Raw genomic sequence first — 17,673 nt, 5'->3', positions numbered from 1 at the left:
AAAATGTTTAGAACAATTTTTGAGTAAAAATCTGGTGTTCATAATTTAAATTTTAAGTTAGTTAAAATTAATTTTAGTTTGTTGGGGCCAGTGTAAGTGTCCCGTTTATATAGGTGTCAATCAGGTTAAGATTGGACACATTTTTTAATGAAAAAGGCTCTTCCACCTTTTCTATAGTTACATTTTTAAAAGTGATGTTTTTAATAGGCGATTCCTCATACCCTGAAGCCAAAATGCCGTACTTACCACCATTTTTTACCGATACATTTTCAAGTGAAATGTTCTGGATCTGGGGAATAAAATCCCCTGTTTGATTGTTGTAGGTAGCATAATGCATATTAACTTTTAAAACGGCCTCTTTAACCTGGCCAACATCAATGTTTCTAACATGCACACCATTGACAGTACCACCCCTCCTAGAGTTGGTTTTAATGCGAATTGCACGATCTAAATTTGGACTATTCATTCTGCAATCTTCAACAAATACATTTGCTACACCAGCAGACATTTCACTTCCAATAACGACACCACCATGACCATCAATCATGCTGCAGTTTTGAACTACGATATTTTCACTTTTTATGCCAACACGACGACCTTCAGCATCTCTACCAGCTTTTATAGCAATACAATCATCACCTGTATTGAAGGTGCAATTTCTGATGATGACATTTTTTGAATATTCCGGGTCACATCCATCATTATTAGGGCCGTGACTTTCCACGGTTACACCATCAACAATAACATTTTTGGATTTAAATGGATGTATGACCCAAAAAGGGGCATTGATGATTTTGATGTCTTTTATTAAAACATTTTCGCAGTTAAAAGGCTCCAAAAATGTTGGCCTTAAATAGTGATTATCTCCAAAAACTCTTTCTTCAACAGGAACCCCTGCATCACCCATTTCCATGAGTCGGGGTAAATTGAGGCTGTCTCTTTGGTGAGGCGTACCTTCTTGCCAGCCATAGGTGTCTTTCCCACACCAGGGCCACCAATTTGTGGTGTTGGCCTGGCCATTCAAGATACCTTTACCGGTAATGGCAATGTTTTTTTTGTTGTATGCGTAAATCAATGGGGAATAGTTCATAAACTCGATACCTTCATAGGATGTATGAACCAATGGATAATAATCTTGAGTATTGGTGCTGAAAATTATTTCAGCCTCATCTTCTAGATGAAGATTGACGTTATTATCTAAATGAATCGGACCTGTTAAAAACACCCCTTTAGGCACAAAAACTTGACCGCCACCATTTTCTACGCAAGCCTGAATAGCTTTTTTAAACGCTTCAGTGCTGGATATTTCACCACCACTTGTAGCGCCATAATCTATAATATTAAAAATAGTTTTAGGGAATACGGGTTCTTTAACTTGAGCTAATATGTTTTGCATATTGTCCCACGTGTTGTCTGCTACAACAGCTTGATTTTGCTCTTTTTTACACGAAATAAAAATCACTGCTAGTACAAACATTGATAATTGCGGCATGCGCAATAAACCATTTAAGTTTTTTTTAATTTCATAATAAGACAACACTCTCATTACTCGGAAATAATATTTTAATAAAATTAGATATTTGTCATTCGATAATGTAATCGATTACCAAACGTAAACAAATACTCCATACAATCCAAACTTTTTCTTAAAAAAAACCAAAAAAAATTAATAAAATCGAAAAAAACGGGTTTTGTTTTTGTTAAAAGTGCTATTTTAGACAAGTAAATTAACAAAAATCATAAATCAGATTACTGTTTTTGAGTTTTACGTAATCGATAACACTTTGTTTTCAAGACACTTCTGTTATATTTGTCATGTTTCTATAAAATTGCACTATAATGAGTAAAAAAACAACTATTTATGATATTGCTAAAGAACTTAATATAACCGCAGCTACGGTTTCTAGGGCTTTAAACAATAACCCAAAAATAAGTAAGGCTACCAGGGAACTGGTATTGGAAACGGCCAAAAGAATGAACTATGAGCAAAATAAACTTGCTTTGGCCCTTAAAAGCGGTAAAAGCAATAATATAGGTGTCATCGTTCCTCGAATAGATAGTAATTTTTTTAGTACAGTAATTAGAGGTATAGAAGAGGAGTTAAATCCATTCGGTTACCATGTTATTATATGTCAAACTCATGAGAGCAGTGAAAAAGAATCGGCTAATATTGATATGCTGCTCAATGCCCAGGTGGATGGTATCTTGGTGTCTACTTCCAGCAGTGAAACCGAACCCTTTGAAAGAATTATTAAGAAGAATAAACCCTTGATATTTTTTGATAGAAGAATTGATATGAGAGGGGTCAGCTCCGTTGTAATCAATGATTTTGAAGGCGGTTACAAAGCGACAAAACATTTAATTGATCAGGGTTTCACCAGAATTGCTCATTTATCTGTAGATAAGACGATTGAAATTTACAAGGAACGTTGCAAAGGTTATAAAAAAGCATTAATGGATTCAGGAATTGAAATTAATCCCGATTATATTGTTCAAGCAAAAAGTAATAGGGAAGAAGGTGCCAAAGCAGTAACCACACTTCTGGAACTGGACAATCCACCAGAAGCCATTTTTTCTTCGAGTGATTTTGCCGCATTGGGCGCCATTCAAGAATTGAAATCAAGAGGCTATAAAGTCCCAACCGATTTTGCAGTTGCAGGTTTTAGTAACGAACCCTTCACCAAATTCATGGAATTGAGTATCACAACAGTAGATCAATCGGCTTTGGATATGGGTAAAATTGCTGCAAAAGTTTTTTTAGAGCAAATGGAAAACACTGATATTAAGATAGAGAAAAAAGTGATTTTAGAACCCGAACTAATTATTAGAGACTCTTCATTAAAAACGTTAGAAAACGAAACCCCTTTAAAAAAGATCAAGTAATCTTTTAATTATAATGAGACGCCCCGTTTCCACGGAATAAAATCATCTTGATTTAAGATGCTAGCTTTTGATTTTATAGCGCCACTCGCTACATCGATAATGTATTGTAGCATAACTTCAGCCATTTCCTCTATTGTTTTTTCGCCTTTAATTATGGCTCCTGTATCGACATCAATAATATCACTCATTTTTGAAGCTAATTCCGAGTTCGAAGACACTTTTATAACAGGAGTAATTGGGTTTCCTGTTGGTGTTCCCAATCCAGTGGTGAATAACACGATATTTGCTCCAGAACCTACCATGGCTGTGGTACTTTCAACATCATTTCCAGGTGTACACAATAAATTAAGACCAGGATTAGTAACATATTCGCCGTAATCCAAAACATCTACAACTGGTGATGTGCCGCCTTTTTTGGCAGCACCAGCAGATTTCATAGCATCAGTAATGAGTCCATCTTTAATATTTCCAGGAGAAGGATTCATATCAAAACCAGAACCAGCATCTACAACAGATTTCTCAAAAGCCTGCATTAAGTCTAAAAACTTATTGGCTTTTTCTTCTTCCACACAACGGTTGACCAACTCCTGCTCAACACCACAAAGTTCTGGGAATTCTGCTAAAATGGCGGTGCCACCAAGCGCGACTAACATATCTGAAGTGTAACCCAAGGTTGGGTTTGCTGAAATACCTGAAAAACCATCAGAACCACCACACTCCAAACCAACTTTTAATTTAGACAAAGGCGCTGGTTGTCGTTGAATTTTATTGGCTTCTTTAATGGCTTCAAAGGAATTTTTTATGATGGCTGTAAGCATCTCATCAACCGTTCCCATTTGTTGTTGTTCATACATCAACACGGGTTTTTTGTTATTCGGACTGATAGTTTTCAATGCTTTGTTGAAAATATCGATTTGAAGATTTTGACAACCTAAACTCAACACGGTTGCACCTGCTACATTTGGATTTTTCACGTAACCAGCTAACAAACGTGCCAGACTTTCGGAGTCTTGACGAATACCACCACAACCTCCTGGATGCGTAATGAATTTGACTTCAATATTATCAAAAACATTAGTGGTTTGTTCAGGTTCAACTGCTGTACTTCCGTTGCCTTCATTGACCAACGAGCGTAGTAGCATTCTATGACTATTCGACTTTTGAGTCAGCAACTCTTTTTCGAAAATATCCTTTAATAATTCAATATTTCTATTTTCACAAAAAACTAAAGGAAAAAACAACCACACGTTTGCCGTGCCAACCTGACCATCTTCTCTATGGTAACCCATAAAGGTTTTGTTTTGCCATTTGTCTACATTGGGGATGGACCAACCAATGGTATCGGTTTTTTGAGTGACTTTTGCACTTTGATGTTTTACATTTTCAGTAGTGAGTACATCGCCTTCTGCAATAGCTTTACTGGCTTTCCCTACCAATACGCCATACATCATAATACGATCGCCAGCACCAAAATCCTCCAATGCAATTTTGTGTTTTGCCTTGACATCTGAAATCACTTTTATTTCTTGATTTTCAAATGCAATAACTTCGCCAGCCTTTAAATTTACCAAAGCCACTGCGACATTATCTGTTGGATGTACTTTTATTAACTTCTTCTGCATAACCTCTCGGTTTTCTGATCTTTAGTATTTGTCTTTAAAATTCTTCAAACCTTGCTCAATACCATGAGTTTCAATTTCTTCTAAAGCTACTGCAATGGCATCTATCAGGTTACTAACTTGTGTCAGGTCCTGGTCCCAAAACGCCGTGTTTTGCAATGCTGCTGTGGCAACAGCTCTATGGTCGGCAGTTGACCAAATAGTTTTGAATGCGTTTACGATATCTTCGCTATCATTTATGGGCAATGATTTACCATGCCATTCACCTTTGTAAAATTTAATTAAACATGCAAAAGCAAAGGTTAAATGTACAGGTAACTTTTGAAACTTGTTGTTGTATTCCAATAAACTTGGTAATACTCTTACCTTAAATTTTGAAATAGAATTTAAAGCGATATCTGCTAATTTATGCTTTATGAATGGGTTTCTAAAACGGTCCAAAATTTCTTCAGCAAAACTGTCTAATTCTGCTTTATCCATTGGCAATACCTGGTTGATTTCATCAAAAATGGCACTGTTAACAAAGGTTCCAGTAAAATCGTTATCAACGGTTTCTTTTACGGTTTCATTTCCATAAAGTAATGAAAATGGCACCATAGAGGTATGTGCACCATTTAAAATTCGCACTTTTCTAGTACGATAAGGCTGCATATCCTTAACGATTTTTACGTCTAAATCGGTTTTATCAAAAGGTAATTTAGCTTTTAAGTCATCATCGCCTTCAATAACCCAAAGTAAAAATGCTTCAGTTGAAACAATTAAATTGTCTTTATAATCTAACTGTGCGTTGTATTCTTCAATTTGGTCTTTTGGGTAGCCAGGAACAATCCTATCTACCAAGGTATTATGGAATGAACAGTCTTGGGTTAGCCATGTTTTGAAACCGTCTTCAAGATTCCAATCGGCGCAATATTTTAATATGATGTCTTTTAATGTATCGGAATTGTAATTGATTAATTCGCAAGGAATAATCGTCAATGCTTTATCTGAAGCACCATTAAAATGTTTGAAACGCTCATACAACAACACCGTAAGTTTTGCTGGAAATGAACTTGGAGGTTGCATTTCCATAGTATCACTTTCTACATAAGTAATACCTGCTTCGGTGGTATTGGATATGATAAATAGTAATTCTGATTCTTTGGCCAAATCGATATATTGCTGAAATTCGGTATACGGATTTATCCCTTTAACGATATTGGTGATAAGTTCTTTGGTCTGAATTTCTTCACCTTTTTGAACGCCTTTTAAAAACAAGGTATACAGTCCGTCCTGGTCATTCAGCATATCAACCATACCTCTATCTATAGGCTGTACAACTGCGATACCAGCATCGAAATTGGCTTTTTGGTTGAGTTTTTGAAAAGCATATTCAACAAAAGCCCTCAAAAAGTTACCTTCTCCAAATTGCACAACCTTAATTGGGCTAGTGGAGTTAAGGTTCATATTTTTTCTATTTAATAACTTCATTTTAAACGTTTGGTTAGTTTAGTCTACACCCCAAAAACTCTCGGGAGCCATAGTGTCAGTTCTGGGAAATAAGTAACTATAAAGAGGGCAATCACCATGGCAATAAACAATGGGAGCAATGGTTTCATAACCTTTTGTATAGTTGTTTGGGCGACACCAATCCCTACAAAAAGAACCGAGCCCACAGGTGGCGTGCATAGGCCAATGCAAAGATTTAATACCATAATAATACCGAAGTGGATAGGATCCATGCCTAAATCGGTAACCACAGGTAAAAATATTGGTGTGAAAATTAACACGGCAGGCGTCATATCCATAAAAATTCCAACGAATAGTAGAATGAGGTTTATAATCAATAAAATTATAATCTTGTTATCACTTATGGCCAATAATGTTGAACTGATGTCTTGCGGAATATTTTCATAGGACATCACCCAAGACATACTCATAGAGGCTCCAATAAGCAGCATGACAACAGCTGTGGTAGCTGATGATTCCAATAAAATTTCTGGTAATGACTTCATGTTGATTTCCTTATAGGCAAATCCTAAAATCAATGTATACAATACGGCAATCGCTGAAGCTTCAGTAGCGGTAAAAATTCCGGCAACAATCCCTCCGATAACTATGACCAACAAAAACAAACTTGGAACGGCATCAATAAATGTTTTAACAACCTCTTTTAAAGAACTTCTTTTGCCTAGCTTATATTTTTTCTTTTTGGCCCAAAAACTGGCAACTATCATTAAAAACAATCCTGTTAATATTCCGGGGATATAGCCTGCTAAAAACAATGCTGCTATGGATACACCGCCACTAGCCAAAGAGTAAACGATGAGTACATTACTGGGAGGAATAATCAAACCCGTAGTTGCCGAGGTAATATTTACAGCTGCGCCAAATTCTTTTGAGTACCCTTCTTTTTCCATTTCAGGCCCCAAAATGCTTCCCATGGCTGACGCTGAAGCCATGGCAGATCCGGCTATGGCACCCATAAGCATTGCGCCAATTACATTTATAAGTGCTAATCCGCCTGGCAACGAACCAACCAATGTTTTGGCAAAAGCTATGAGTCTATGGGCAATTCCACCTTTATTCATGAGTTGCCCTGATAAAATGAAAAACGGTATTGCTAAAAGTGCAAAGCTGTCCAACCCAGTTCCCATTCTTTGAGACACTGTTGTAAAAGCCGGTAATGCAGGAATACTGACCAACATGGTCAGAACAGAAGAAATTGAGATACTCCATGCCACTGGTGTTCCGATGGAAAGTAAACCAATGAAACTAATAACTAAAACTAAAATTGGTATATATTCCATGCTATCTAATATTTATAATATCTGAAACCTTATAAAAAATAATAAGGATACCACTCAATGGGATTGCAAAATAGACTAAAGCCAAAGGAATTTGCAAGGCTGGTGAATGCTGCCCTAAAACGTAGGTAATATATACCAATCTTAAACCACCAATCACCATGGCAAACAAGGCAAATAAAATTATTAAGGAATACACAATGAGCTTAAGTTTTCTTTGGGTCTTTGTTGTTGATCGTAATGGCAATACATCGATTGCCACATGCATATTTCTTCCCGAGACATAGGCTGCGCCCAAAATCCCAAGCCAAATCATCAAGTATCTGGCCAATTCATCAGTAAAGGAACTGGGAGTTCCAACCACAAATCTGGTAAATACTTGCCAAAGAACATTAATAACCATAATGCTCATTATGACAATGAGAATTTTGGCCAGAACCTTATCCACTTTCTCCCTTAAAGTCATAATTATTGAGTGTTTTTTATTCTGTCAATTAAACCTTTCATATCCTTATCTTGTTCATATAGCAAATACACATCTTCTACACTATTTTCAAATAAAGTCTTATCCGGACGACTCACTTGAACACCCGCAGCTTCAACTGCGTCCAAAGCTTCTTTTTCTGCCTCTGCCCATAATGTCCGCTGATATAGAACAGATTTATCCACGGCATCTTGCAGCCATGATTTTTCCTGTTCGGATAGATTATTCCAAATATGTGTTCCAATGATTAAAACATCTGGTAAAGATGTATGCTCATCTAAAGAATAATATTTACATACTTCATAATGTCTCGATAGATAAAAACTGGGCGGATTGTTTTCGGCACCATCTACAACACCTTGCTGTAAAGATGTATAGAGTTCTCCCCATGAGATGGGTGTTGCCGAACCGCCAAGGCTTTTTACCATATCCATAGCAGTGACACTTTCCATAACCCTAATTTTCAATCCTTCTAAATCTGCGGGCGAATTAACCGGTTTGTCCTTGGTGTAAAAGCTTCTGCTTCCCGCATCGTAGTAACCCATTCCTTTTATCCAATACTTGGTACCCTCGTCCAACAATTCTTTTCCGATAGGGCCATCTAAAACACTGAATAAATGCTGTTTGTCTCTAAATAGAAATGGAAGTCCAAATACTTTGGTTCTAGGTGCAAAATTTTCCATAACACCAACCGATACTTTGGTCATGTCCAAACTACCTATTTGGAGTAATTCTATGCACTCACGCTCGGTGCCCAATTGCTGACTTGGATAAATTTCCAACTGCATTTTTCCACCTGAAATTGCTGCTAAATCTTCTCCCATTTTGACCATAGCCTTATGAACAGAATGATTGACATCCAGACTGTGTGCTAGTTTGATTGTTCGTGTATCGTTGATTTGACTACATGAAGAAAACATACTAATGACAGCTAAAGCGAGAAAAGATTTTAGTAGTAATTTCATACTGAGCTATTTTTGTACTTTTTTAATAATTGCCAATGCATTTCTGACGTCCCTTTCAAGGGTGTCAAAATCTTGTTTAGCAATAATGTCTTTTGAAATTAATTTAGATCCCATTCCAACACAGGTTACGCCAGCATCAAACCATGCTTTGAGATTTTCTTCGGTTGGCGATACGCCACCAGTTGGCATAATGGAGGTCCATGGTTGTGGCCCTTTGACACCTTTTACAAATTCAGGTCCATAAACATCGCCTGGGAATAACTTAACAATTTCACAACCCAGTTCTTCAGCTCTGGCTATTTCTGTCAAAGAACCACAACCAGGCGACCATAAGACCTTTCTTCTGTTACAGACAACAGCAATATCTTCTCGCAAAACAGGTGTAACAATAAAGTTAGCACCCAATTGCATATATAAGGAAGCTGCTGCAGCATCAGTTACTGAACCAACTCCCATAATCATCCCAGGTAATTCCTTAATGGCATATTTGGTTAACTGACCAAAAACCTCAAAGGCAAAATCACCTCTTGCTGTAAACTCTAGTAGTCTTGCCCCGCCATTATAGCAAGCCTTCAACACTTTTTTACTTAATTCTACATCACTGTTAAAAAACAACGGAATCATTCCGGTGTCTTTCATTACTTGTGCTACTTCTAGCCTTGAATATTGTGCCATTATTTAATTTGTTTTAATAGCTTTTTAAAGCTATCGATACATTGTTGTTTAATATCTTCGGTTTTTTGTTTTTTTTCAATAATTAAATATTGAATCGGTATCGTATCAATGGTTCTATTGACTGCGTTTTTAAGGTGTTTTGTTATCGATAGAACGACTGCGCCATCAACACTTCCGTCATTGATTTCGTCTAAATACTGTTTTTCTTTTTCTACTTTAGTGAATGACTGAAATAACATAATTCTATATCCTGAATTAGAGGCTGTTTTTTGCATTGCAAATAGGGCTTCACTATAAATAGAATTATTGACTTGAGGTAATATTACAGCAATAATATGCGATTTGCTTTTTCGTAATGAAATGGCATTCTTATTGGGGACATAATTGTTTTTGTTAGCAATGTCCTGAATATACTTTCTGGTATCCGTGTTGATATCAAAACGGTTATTTAATGCTTTCGATACAGTTGACACTGAAAACCCAGTTATTGTCGATATTTCTCGTAATGTCATCATAGAAATTAATAATTTCTTTAGAGCTTTAGTGTTCGGCTTATTATCGTGCTACTCTTCCGGAAGCGTCGCCGCCCATTAACTTTTCAACTTCAGCAACGGTTACCAAATTAGCATCCCCTTTGATAGTATGTTTTAAACATGATGCAGCAACAGCAAAATCCAGAGCGTTTTGGTCATCTTCAGGATATTTTAATAATCCGTATATCAACCCTCCCATGAAGGAATCACCACCACCAACTCTATCTACTATATCAGTAATTTGGTATTGGCGGGTTTCGTACATCTTTTTGCCATCGTACAAAACACCAGCCCATGTATTATGCGAAGCCGAGATCGAACCACGAAGTGTGGTAATAACTTTTTTGGCACGTGGAAACTTTTTCATCATTTGTTTACAAACCGATAAAAAGGCTTCAGCTTTTACGTCATGACCATGCTTATGTACATCCAGTCCTTCGGGATGTATGCCAAAATGTTTTTCAGCATCTTCTTCATTGCCCAAAACAATATCGCAATAGGATGTCAGTTCTGTCATAATTTTTTCTCTTTGAGCATCATCACAGTATTGCCATAATTTGGCTCTGTAGTTCAAATCTGTTGAAATGGTTATCCCTTTGCCACTGGCCACTTTTACAGCTTCTAAACACGCATCAGCGGCACCTTGAGAAATAGCTGGTGTAATTCCAGTCCAATGGAACCATTCTACCCCTTCAAAAACACTGTCCCAATCTATCATTCCAGGTTGTATTTCAGCAATTGCTGAATGAGCTCTGTCATAAACCACTTTACTACCACGGCTAACAGCACCCGTTTCCAGGAAATAAATTCCTAGACGGTCTCCACCCCAAACAATCTTATCCACTCCAACACCACGCTTGCGCATCTCCATCATGGCACATTCGCCTATGTCGTTCTTGGGTAAACGTGTTACAAAGTCTACGGAAACTCCATAGTTTGCGAGTGACACGGCAACATTTGATTCGCCGCCACCGTAAACAACATCAAAATTATTGGCTTGAGAAAATCTCAAAAACCCTTGTGGAGCCAATCTTAACATGATTTCTCCAAATGTTACTACTTTACTCATTATATGATTACTTTTTAAGTTTAAAAATTAAAATATTCTTTTGCATTGAAATAGCTAATATCTGCTACTATTTTACCTATCCATTCCAGTTCCTCCTTGGGTAATTCGCCTCTTTGGATTTCATCGCCTAATAAGTTACAAAGCAATCGTCTGAAATATTCATGTCTCGGAAAGGAGAGGAAACTCCGGGAATCGGTAAGCATACCGATAAAACAACTAATCAATCCCATATTGGATAAGGCATTCATTTGCTTGGTCATACCATCCTTTTGGTCCAGAAACCACCAGCCAGAACCAAACTGTACTTTCCCTTTTGCACTACCATCATTAAAGTTGCCAATCATCGTTGCCATGACTTCATTATCGGCGGGGTTTAAGTTGTAAATTATAGTTTTTGTTAGCTTATCCTTTCCATCCAAAGCATTTAAAAAAGCCGATAATTTTTCAGCTTGTGGATAATCACCAATAGAATCCCAGCCAGTATCTGGACCGAGAATATTATGCATTCTTGAATTATTATTTCTTAAGGCTCCTAAATGAAATTGCTGCACCCAACCGAATTCGTGATAGGTTTCCGACAGATACAACAGTATTGCGGTTTCAAACTTAAGCGCCTCTTTTTTGGAAAGTGAAGCACCCGTTCTTTTCTTTTTGAAAACAGCTTCTACTTCGCTCTCAGTATAAGCCACAAAAGAAATTTGATTTAGGCCATGATCACACAATCTGCACCCATTGTTATGGAAGTATTCAATTCTACTGCGTAATGCGTCTTTTAAATCTTGATAATTGGAAATTTCTTTATCGACTGCTTTTCCAAGAGCGTCTATATAATTGTTATAACCATTGTTTGCTATTAAAATAGCCTTATCTGGTCTAAACGCTGTACTGACTTTAATTTCGAAATCACTTTTGGCAAGAGCTTGGTGATGTTCTAATGTATCAATTGGATCTTCAGTCGTACATACCAATTCGGCATTGACCTTGCGTAGTAAATTTCTACAACTAAAACTAGGGGAACTCAATTGTTCAGAAGAGGATTCAAAAATACGTTCGGCAGACTTTTCGTTTAACAGGTCGTGAACATTAAAATAGCGTGCTAATTCTAAATGCGTCCAATGATATAGTGGATTACGCATGGTGTAGGGCACTGTTTTTGCCCAGTTTAAAAATTTATCCTTATCCGATGCATCTCCAGTAATGAATCTTTCATGGATTCCTAAAGTCCTCATAGCACGCCATTTGTAATGATCGCCATTAATCCAAACGTTAGTTAGATTATTATATATTTTATCTTCTAAAATCTCCTGTGGAGGCAGGTGATTATGATAATCTATAATAGGTTGATTTTTTGCATAATTGTGATATAGCTCTTCAGCATATTTGTTTTCAAGCAAAAAATTATCGTGTATAAACTGTTTCATTCTATTTAATTTATCGTCCCATCCAACCGCCATCTACGGTTAAAATTGAGCCGCTCATATAGTTGCTTGCTTCTGAAGCTAGAAAAACTATAGGTCCTTTAAAATCTTTTGGTGTTCCCCATCTTCCAGCAGGAATTCTTGCTAATATTGATTGACTTCTATCTTCATCATTGCGTAACGCTTCGGTATTATCTGTTGCGATATAACCTGGCGCAATAGCATTGACTTGTACATTTTTTGAAGCCCATTCGTTAGAAAGCGCCATAGTTAACTGACCAATAGCTCCTTTTGAAGCCGCATAACCAGGAACTGTAATTCCGCCTTGGAATGTCAATAATGACGCCGTAAAAATGATTTTACCAGAACCGTTTTCTATCATGGTCTTGCCTATTTCCCTACTTAAAATAAATTGGGCGTTTAAATTTACTTCTATGACCTTATCCCAATATTCATCGGGGTGTTCGGCAGCAGGTTTTCTTAATATGGTGCCAGCGTTATTGACCAGAATATCTATCTTGGAATGATTTGCTTTTACTTCTTTTATAAAACTATATAGTGAGTCACGACTGGAGAAATCACATTGATAGGCTGTGAATTTTCTTCCAATCTCTGCAACGCGTTTTCCTATTGCTGAACCTTCTTTTTCTAATGAAGCAGAAACACCGATAACATCAGCACCAGCTTCGGCTAATGCTTCAGCCATGGCGAAACCAATGCCTCTTTTACAACCTGTTACGAGAGCCGTTTTTCCTGTTAAATCAAACATACTAATAGTTGGTTATCTTAATTCATTTATTCTACAAACATCCATATCGCCATAATCCAAATTCTCTCCTGCCATTCCCCAAATGAATGAATAACTGGCAGTTCCTGAGCCAGCATGAATGGACCAAGGCGGTGAGATTACAGCTTCTTCATTTCCTATCCAAATATGTCGGGTTTCATGAGGTTGCCCCATAAAATGAGATACAGCTTGATCCTCTGGCACTTCAAAGTAAAAATAGACTTCCATTCTACGGTCGTGAACGTGAGCTGGCATGGTATTCCAGCTGCTCCCTGTTTTTATGGTCGTCATCCCCATTTGTAACTGGCAAACATCAACCACGCTATTGACAATATATTTACGTAATGTTCTGGCATTTGCAGTTTCAGGTGATCCAAGCTCAATAACTTCAACATCATTGGTGCCTATTTTTTTATTTGGAAACTTTTTGTGAGCAGGTGTTGAGTTTAAATAGAACTTTGCAGGCTTGTTAGAGTCCTTACTTGAAAATTCTACCGATTCATTTCCTTTTCCAAGATATAAGGCTTCTTTATGATGTAATTCATAAGTTTCGCCATCAACTTTTACAATTCCAGATTCACCAATATTAATAATGCCCAGCTCCCTTCTTTCTAAAAAGAAATTAGCCTTTAAGGGGTCTATGGTTTCTAAAGAAACTGTTTTTTTAACTGGAACGATTCCAGCGGTCATAAATCTATCATAATGTGAATACACCCATTCCAGATTATCGATTTTCATGACATTTTCAATCAAAAATTCATCACGTAACTCTTGGGTATCATATTGTTTTACAGCCTGTGGGCTTGAAGCATATCTTGTTGTATATTTTGACATAAGAATAATTTTATTGTAATCGATTACACAAATATAAAATAAAATATTTTAAATCCTAATATTTTATTATTATCAATATTATTATGCTTTTTTTGTCATTTTCTTATTTAGGGAAGCAAGTTAGGTGTGATAATTTTGAACAGTAATTTCAAGAGATGTAACTGAATTATGAAGTTACATTAGTGAACTTCTTCAATACGTTCAAAATAGAATTCTAGCGGATACATTCGGAACAAAACCTAAAGACAGTTCGTTTATCTCAACAAGGTTTATGTTGCTTAATCGGTAGTATCTATTGATGACATTGTCCTTTCCGAATACATTCCAAACAGAAGCTCCAAATTGGCCTTTTAATTTTTTCCCAATATCGAGATAGTAAAGTGCCGATAAATCTACTCGAAAATAGGATTCCAATGATGAAGAATTAGGAGAGGCATAGTTTATTGTATTATTGACAACTTCATTGCCATCAATGGGTTCTGTTAATGGCTTTCCGGTTCGCCAGTTCAAACCTGCTGCCAATTTAAATTTATTAATTGTATAGGAAGACCCAAATGTTATGGCATGTGTAATATCAAAATTACTTGGGAATCCATCTTCATAAAGCTCTTTAAAATGGTATTTGTTATCCATATAGGAGTAACTTAACCATAAATTGAATGCATCAAAACGCTTTCTTGTCAAAAAGTCAATACCATAAACTTCATAATTGCCTGATGTTTTGGCAAACTCAAAGTCATTTTGAAAACCTTGACTCTGAGAGGTTATTCCACTGACTTTTTTATAGTAACCTTCTAAGCTTAACAAAAAGTCATTATTATCAAAATTTATTCCTAATGATAATTGTTTGCTTTTTATTATTGGAATAGAGTCGTTATCTGTTAATTGCCAACGTCTTTTTTCAACTCCTAAAAAATCGTTTTGAAAGTTAATTATTTGAGAGGTGTTTTGGTGTTTGAATTCGCCTAAAGCTTCAATGGACAAACTATTTGAAAGCTTATGAGTCACACTCAACCTGGGTTCCAGAAAATGTTTTTGAAACTCATTTAAATACGCATACCGAAACCCTAAATCCACATGGGTTTTTTTATTTAAGGTTTTCCAATTGAGTTTGGCAAACGCACTATGCTCCCTCAATACTTCAGAAACCAGTAATTTATATCTTGGAACATCAACATCATCTAAATTGGTGACTTCGGTTTCGGTAAAATGGTATCCAAAGGTTGCATGTGATTTCTCGTTGAGTTTTTGCTCGGCTATTAATTTGAGACTGGTTTCAGAAACCTGATTTTTTTGTAAAAAGCGTTGTGATTCTGTAATGTTGGCGTTAATGGATTCTAGTTTATAATCTGTTTCATAAACTTCAAGTGTCGTATTGAAGTTAGCGTTCCATTGTCTTAGATATTGTAATCCACCTGCAATACTACTTTGAGAAACACTACTCTCTCGTGAGGCTTCAACGGCATTGACAGTTTCATTTTCGTTGAATACTAAATTATTGGAAACGTTAATGAAGTTAAGCCTTAATTCATTATTGTCATTAATTTTATAAATCCATCGCAGGGATGCATCATAAAAATCAAATTCCTGATCAGAGTTTATGTCATTTTGTAATTCATTATTTTGAGAAATACGTTTAAAAAACTGATCGTAAGTAGGGGTTTTCGTGAAATCACTTATTGATTTTCTGGCGGCTATTTGCAATGACGATTTTTCACCTAATGGTACATCGGCAAATCCATTGGCGTCAATTAAATTTATACCAATACTGCCGTTAAATACTTTGTTCAATTTTTTCTCGGTGTACATGGCAATAGTTCCAGAAACACCATCGGAAAAAGTAACATCGGTTCCGTTTTTAAATAATGAGACGTTTTGTGTTATTTGAGGATTATACATGGAAATGAGTCCGAAAAAATGACCCGATTGATACATTTTGATATTGTCCCATAAAATAAGATTTTGGTCATGTGATCCGCCGCGAATGTTGATATTGGATACTGTTTCAGATACACTTAGGATGCCAGGAAATGCCTGAACCGAATTTAGTACGTCGGCATCAATCAAACCAGGTAAAATTTCAAACTCCTCTATATTAATATTAAAGGACCCATTGTTGAGTTTGCTAATTCCTTTCGTAATATAGTTTGATATGAAAATTTCTGATAATGCTTCAATGTCGGGTTCTAAAAGTATGGTAAAACAGCTGTTTAAATTATAATCCTGTAAATTCAGGATCATGCTTTTATAGCCTAAAGCTCTTATTTCATAGGTGCCATTAGGGTTATAATCTGGTATTTCAAAATAGCCACTATTGTCGGCTACAATGCCTTCCGCCCCTTTTTGGAGCGTGGCTAATGGTATAGGTAAATTATCGACGGAACTTTTAATATAACCGCAGATTAGATTTTTAGGTCTATGCTTTATCAAAATAATAGAATCACTTAATCTTGAAAATATGAGTTTCGATTGTGTTTCTAAAAAAATGATTAATTCTTCAACAGACAAATCATCAGTAGGAGGCGAAATATGAATGTCTGCAATTACATCTTCGGCATAATTAAACTGGACTTCGTATTTTTTTTCTGCCGCCTCAAGGACATCGTGCAATAATATCGAGTCTGTTTCATTTTGGGTAAATGCCTGAAAGGAATGCAGCAAACAGACAATAGTACTAATAAAAAAAAGTTTAGTTCTTATTTTCATACAGTACAACACGATTGGAAGAATTTATTTCATAGCTTAAATTCATTGGTTGTGTAATGGAAATAAGGGCTTGCTCTAAATTGTTGTGCGTAAAAGTGCCAGTGAATAATTTTTCAATATCAACATCTTGAAGTATTATTTCTATATCATACTGTCTTTCCAATTCAGAAAGTACGTCTTTTATGGCAATGGCATGAAAGGTACTGGAATTACCGATCCATTTAGGCTCCATTAAATCGGAATGATCTTCAGAAAACATTCCGTTGTAAATTTTAAATGAATCTCCAGCGCGAAGCTTTCTGGTAATCGTATCAGATGTCACACTCACAATACCTTCATAACATTCAACATAAAAGAAATTTTGACGCTGTTTGACATTAAATTGTGTGCCAACAACTGTAACTATACCTGCTGATGTAACAACATCAAAAGTATTCCCTTTAGAGACCTTAAAGAAAGCTTCTCCTTTTAAATTCAATGACCTATTGGAATCCCAGTTGCGTTTATTAAAGGAAACTTCAGAAACACTATTCAAGGTGACGCTTGAGGCGTCGGGAAGTTCAAAAGTTGTTTTTTGAGCAGCTAGCGTTTTTATTTCAGAGGTATTGTTAAAATAAAAAACGGAATAGACACATAAGGCTACAACAATAACACTCGCAATCCTTAAAAAAGGTGATTTCCAATTTAATTGCTTGCTCGTTTTTTGGTTCACATTGTAGTGCTTTTTGAAATTGGCAAAATCATCTAATTGATAAAAATGTGAGGCTTTGAATGCTTTAGCATCATCAATAATAGCTTGATTTTTAGAATAGTCATCAGAGCCCTTAAAGATTACTTCTTCTTCAGGGGTTAATTCGTTATTTAGCCATTTTTTTATTAAATGTTCATTTTCCATAAAATGATTCGCATTTACT

General features: G+C 36.1%; 15 protein-coding genes. 1 reads left to right on the top strand and 14 read right to left on the bottom strand.

All coding sequences use genetic code 11. The annotated features are described in order from the left end of the window. Positions 1-73: 73 nt before the first annotated feature. Entirely contained in the window at positions 74-1,492 is a 1,419-nt protein-coding gene (locus tag ACKXGU_RS07870; protein ID WP_463464800.1) for a glycoside hydrolase family 28 protein, read from the bottom strand. Positions 1,493-1,839: 347 nt separating this feature from the next. On the opposite strand from ACKXGU_RS07870, the gene ACKXGU_RS07865 reads away from it, so the two are divergent. After that, a complete protein-coding gene (locus tag ACKXGU_RS07865; protein WP_463464799.1) occupies positions 1,840-2,883 on the top strand; it encodes a LacI family DNA-binding transcriptional regulator in 1,044 nt (347 codons plus the stop codon). An 8-nt stretch (positions 2,884-2,891) separates the two neighbouring features. Here ACKXGU_RS07865 and ACKXGU_RS07860 read toward each other — a convergent pair whose 3' ends face one another. The 13 genes from ACKXGU_RS07860 to ACKXGU_RS07800 form a co-directional block, all read right to left on the bottom strand. Further along, on the bottom strand, positions 2,892-4,505 hold the full coding sequence (locus ACKXGU_RS07860; protein WP_463464798.1) for a UxaA family hydrolase: 1,614 nt from the start codon (positions 4,503-4,505) through the stop codon (positions 2,892-2,894). A 21-nt stretch (positions 4,506-4,526) separates the two neighbouring features. Then, positions 4,527-5,972 (bottom strand): tagaturonate reductase, encoded by a 1,446-nt coding sequence (locus tag ACKXGU_RS07855; RefSeq protein WP_463464797.1) that lies wholly within the window; start codon positions 5,970-5,972, stop codon positions 4,527-4,529. Between the two features lie 23 nt (positions 5,973-5,995). Continuing rightward, complete coding sequence (locus ACKXGU_RS07850; protein WP_463464796.1) at positions 5,996-7,291, bottom strand: TRAP transporter large permease; 1,296 nt, start codon at positions 7,289-7,291, stop codon at positions 5,996-5,998. Position 7,292: 1 nt separating this feature from the next. Beyond that, complete coding sequence (locus tag ACKXGU_RS07845; RefSeq protein WP_463464795.1) at positions 7,293-7,754, bottom strand: TRAP transporter small permease; 462 nt, start codon at positions 7,752-7,754, stop codon at positions 7,293-7,295. Between the two features lie 2 nt (positions 7,755-7,756). Beyond that, the gene (locus ACKXGU_RS07840) at positions 7,757-8,737 is read right to left on the bottom strand and encodes a TRAP transporter substrate-binding protein (protein WP_463464794.1); all 981 of its coding nucleotides are present in this window, start codon (positions 8,735-8,737) and stop codon (positions 7,757-7,759) included. Positions 8,738-8,743: 6 nt separating this feature from the next. After that, positions 8,744-9,412, bottom strand: a complete 669-nt coding sequence (locus tag ACKXGU_RS07835; RefSeq protein ID WP_463464793.1) for a bifunctional 4-hydroxy-2-oxoglutarate aldolase/2-dehydro-3-deoxy-phosphogluconate aldolase — start codon at positions 9,410-9,412, stop codon at positions 8,744-8,746. After that, on the bottom strand, positions 9,412-9,927 hold the full coding sequence (locus ACKXGU_RS07830; protein ID WP_463464792.1) for a LacI family DNA-binding transcriptional regulator: 516 nt from the start codon (positions 9,925-9,927) through the stop codon (positions 9,412-9,414). Before ACKXGU_RS07830 ends, ACKXGU_RS07835 begins: the two co-directional genes overlap by 1 nt. A 40-nt stretch (positions 9,928-9,967) precedes the next feature. Continuing rightward, on the bottom strand, positions 9,968-11,014 hold the full coding sequence (locus tag ACKXGU_RS07825; RefSeq protein ID WP_463464791.1) for a PfkB family carbohydrate kinase: 1,047 nt from the start codon (positions 11,012-11,014) through the stop codon (positions 9,968-9,970). 20 nt (positions 11,015-11,034) lie between these two features. After that, complete coding sequence (gene uxaC / locus ACKXGU_RS07820; protein WP_463464790.1) at positions 11,035-12,435, bottom strand: glucuronate isomerase; 1,401 nt, start codon at positions 12,433-12,435, stop codon at positions 11,035-11,037. 10 nt (positions 12,436-12,445) lie between these two features. Beyond that, positions 12,446-13,201 (bottom strand): SDR family NAD(P)-dependent oxidoreductase, encoded by a 756-nt coding sequence (locus tag ACKXGU_RS07815; protein WP_463464789.1) that lies wholly within the window; start codon positions 13,199-13,201, stop codon positions 12,446-12,448. 12 nt (positions 13,202-13,213) lie between these two features. Then, on the bottom strand, positions 13,214-14,053 hold the full coding sequence (gene kduI / locus ACKXGU_RS07810) for a 5-dehydro-4-deoxy-D-glucuronate isomerase (RefSeq protein WP_463464788.1): 840 nt from the start codon (positions 14,051-14,053) through the stop codon (positions 13,214-13,216). Between the two features lie 201 nt (positions 14,054-14,254). Next, a complete protein-coding gene (locus ACKXGU_RS07805) occupies positions 14,255-16,759 on the bottom strand; it encodes a TonB-dependent receptor (protein WP_463464787.1) in 2,505 nt (834 codons plus the stop codon). Beyond that, the gene (locus ACKXGU_RS07800; protein ID WP_463464786.1) at positions 16,743-17,654 is read right to left on the bottom strand and encodes a FecR family protein; all 912 of its coding nucleotides are present in this window, start codon (positions 17,652-17,654) and stop codon (positions 16,743-16,745) included. The genes ACKXGU_RS07805 and ACKXGU_RS07800 overlap by 17 nt, the downstream gene beginning before the upstream one ends. Positions 17,655-17,673 lie beyond the last annotated feature (19 nt).

It is taken from the genome of Hanstruepera sp. CR43 (assembly GCF_055227665.1).
This window is presented reverse-complemented; position numbering and strand designations above follow the sequence as displayed.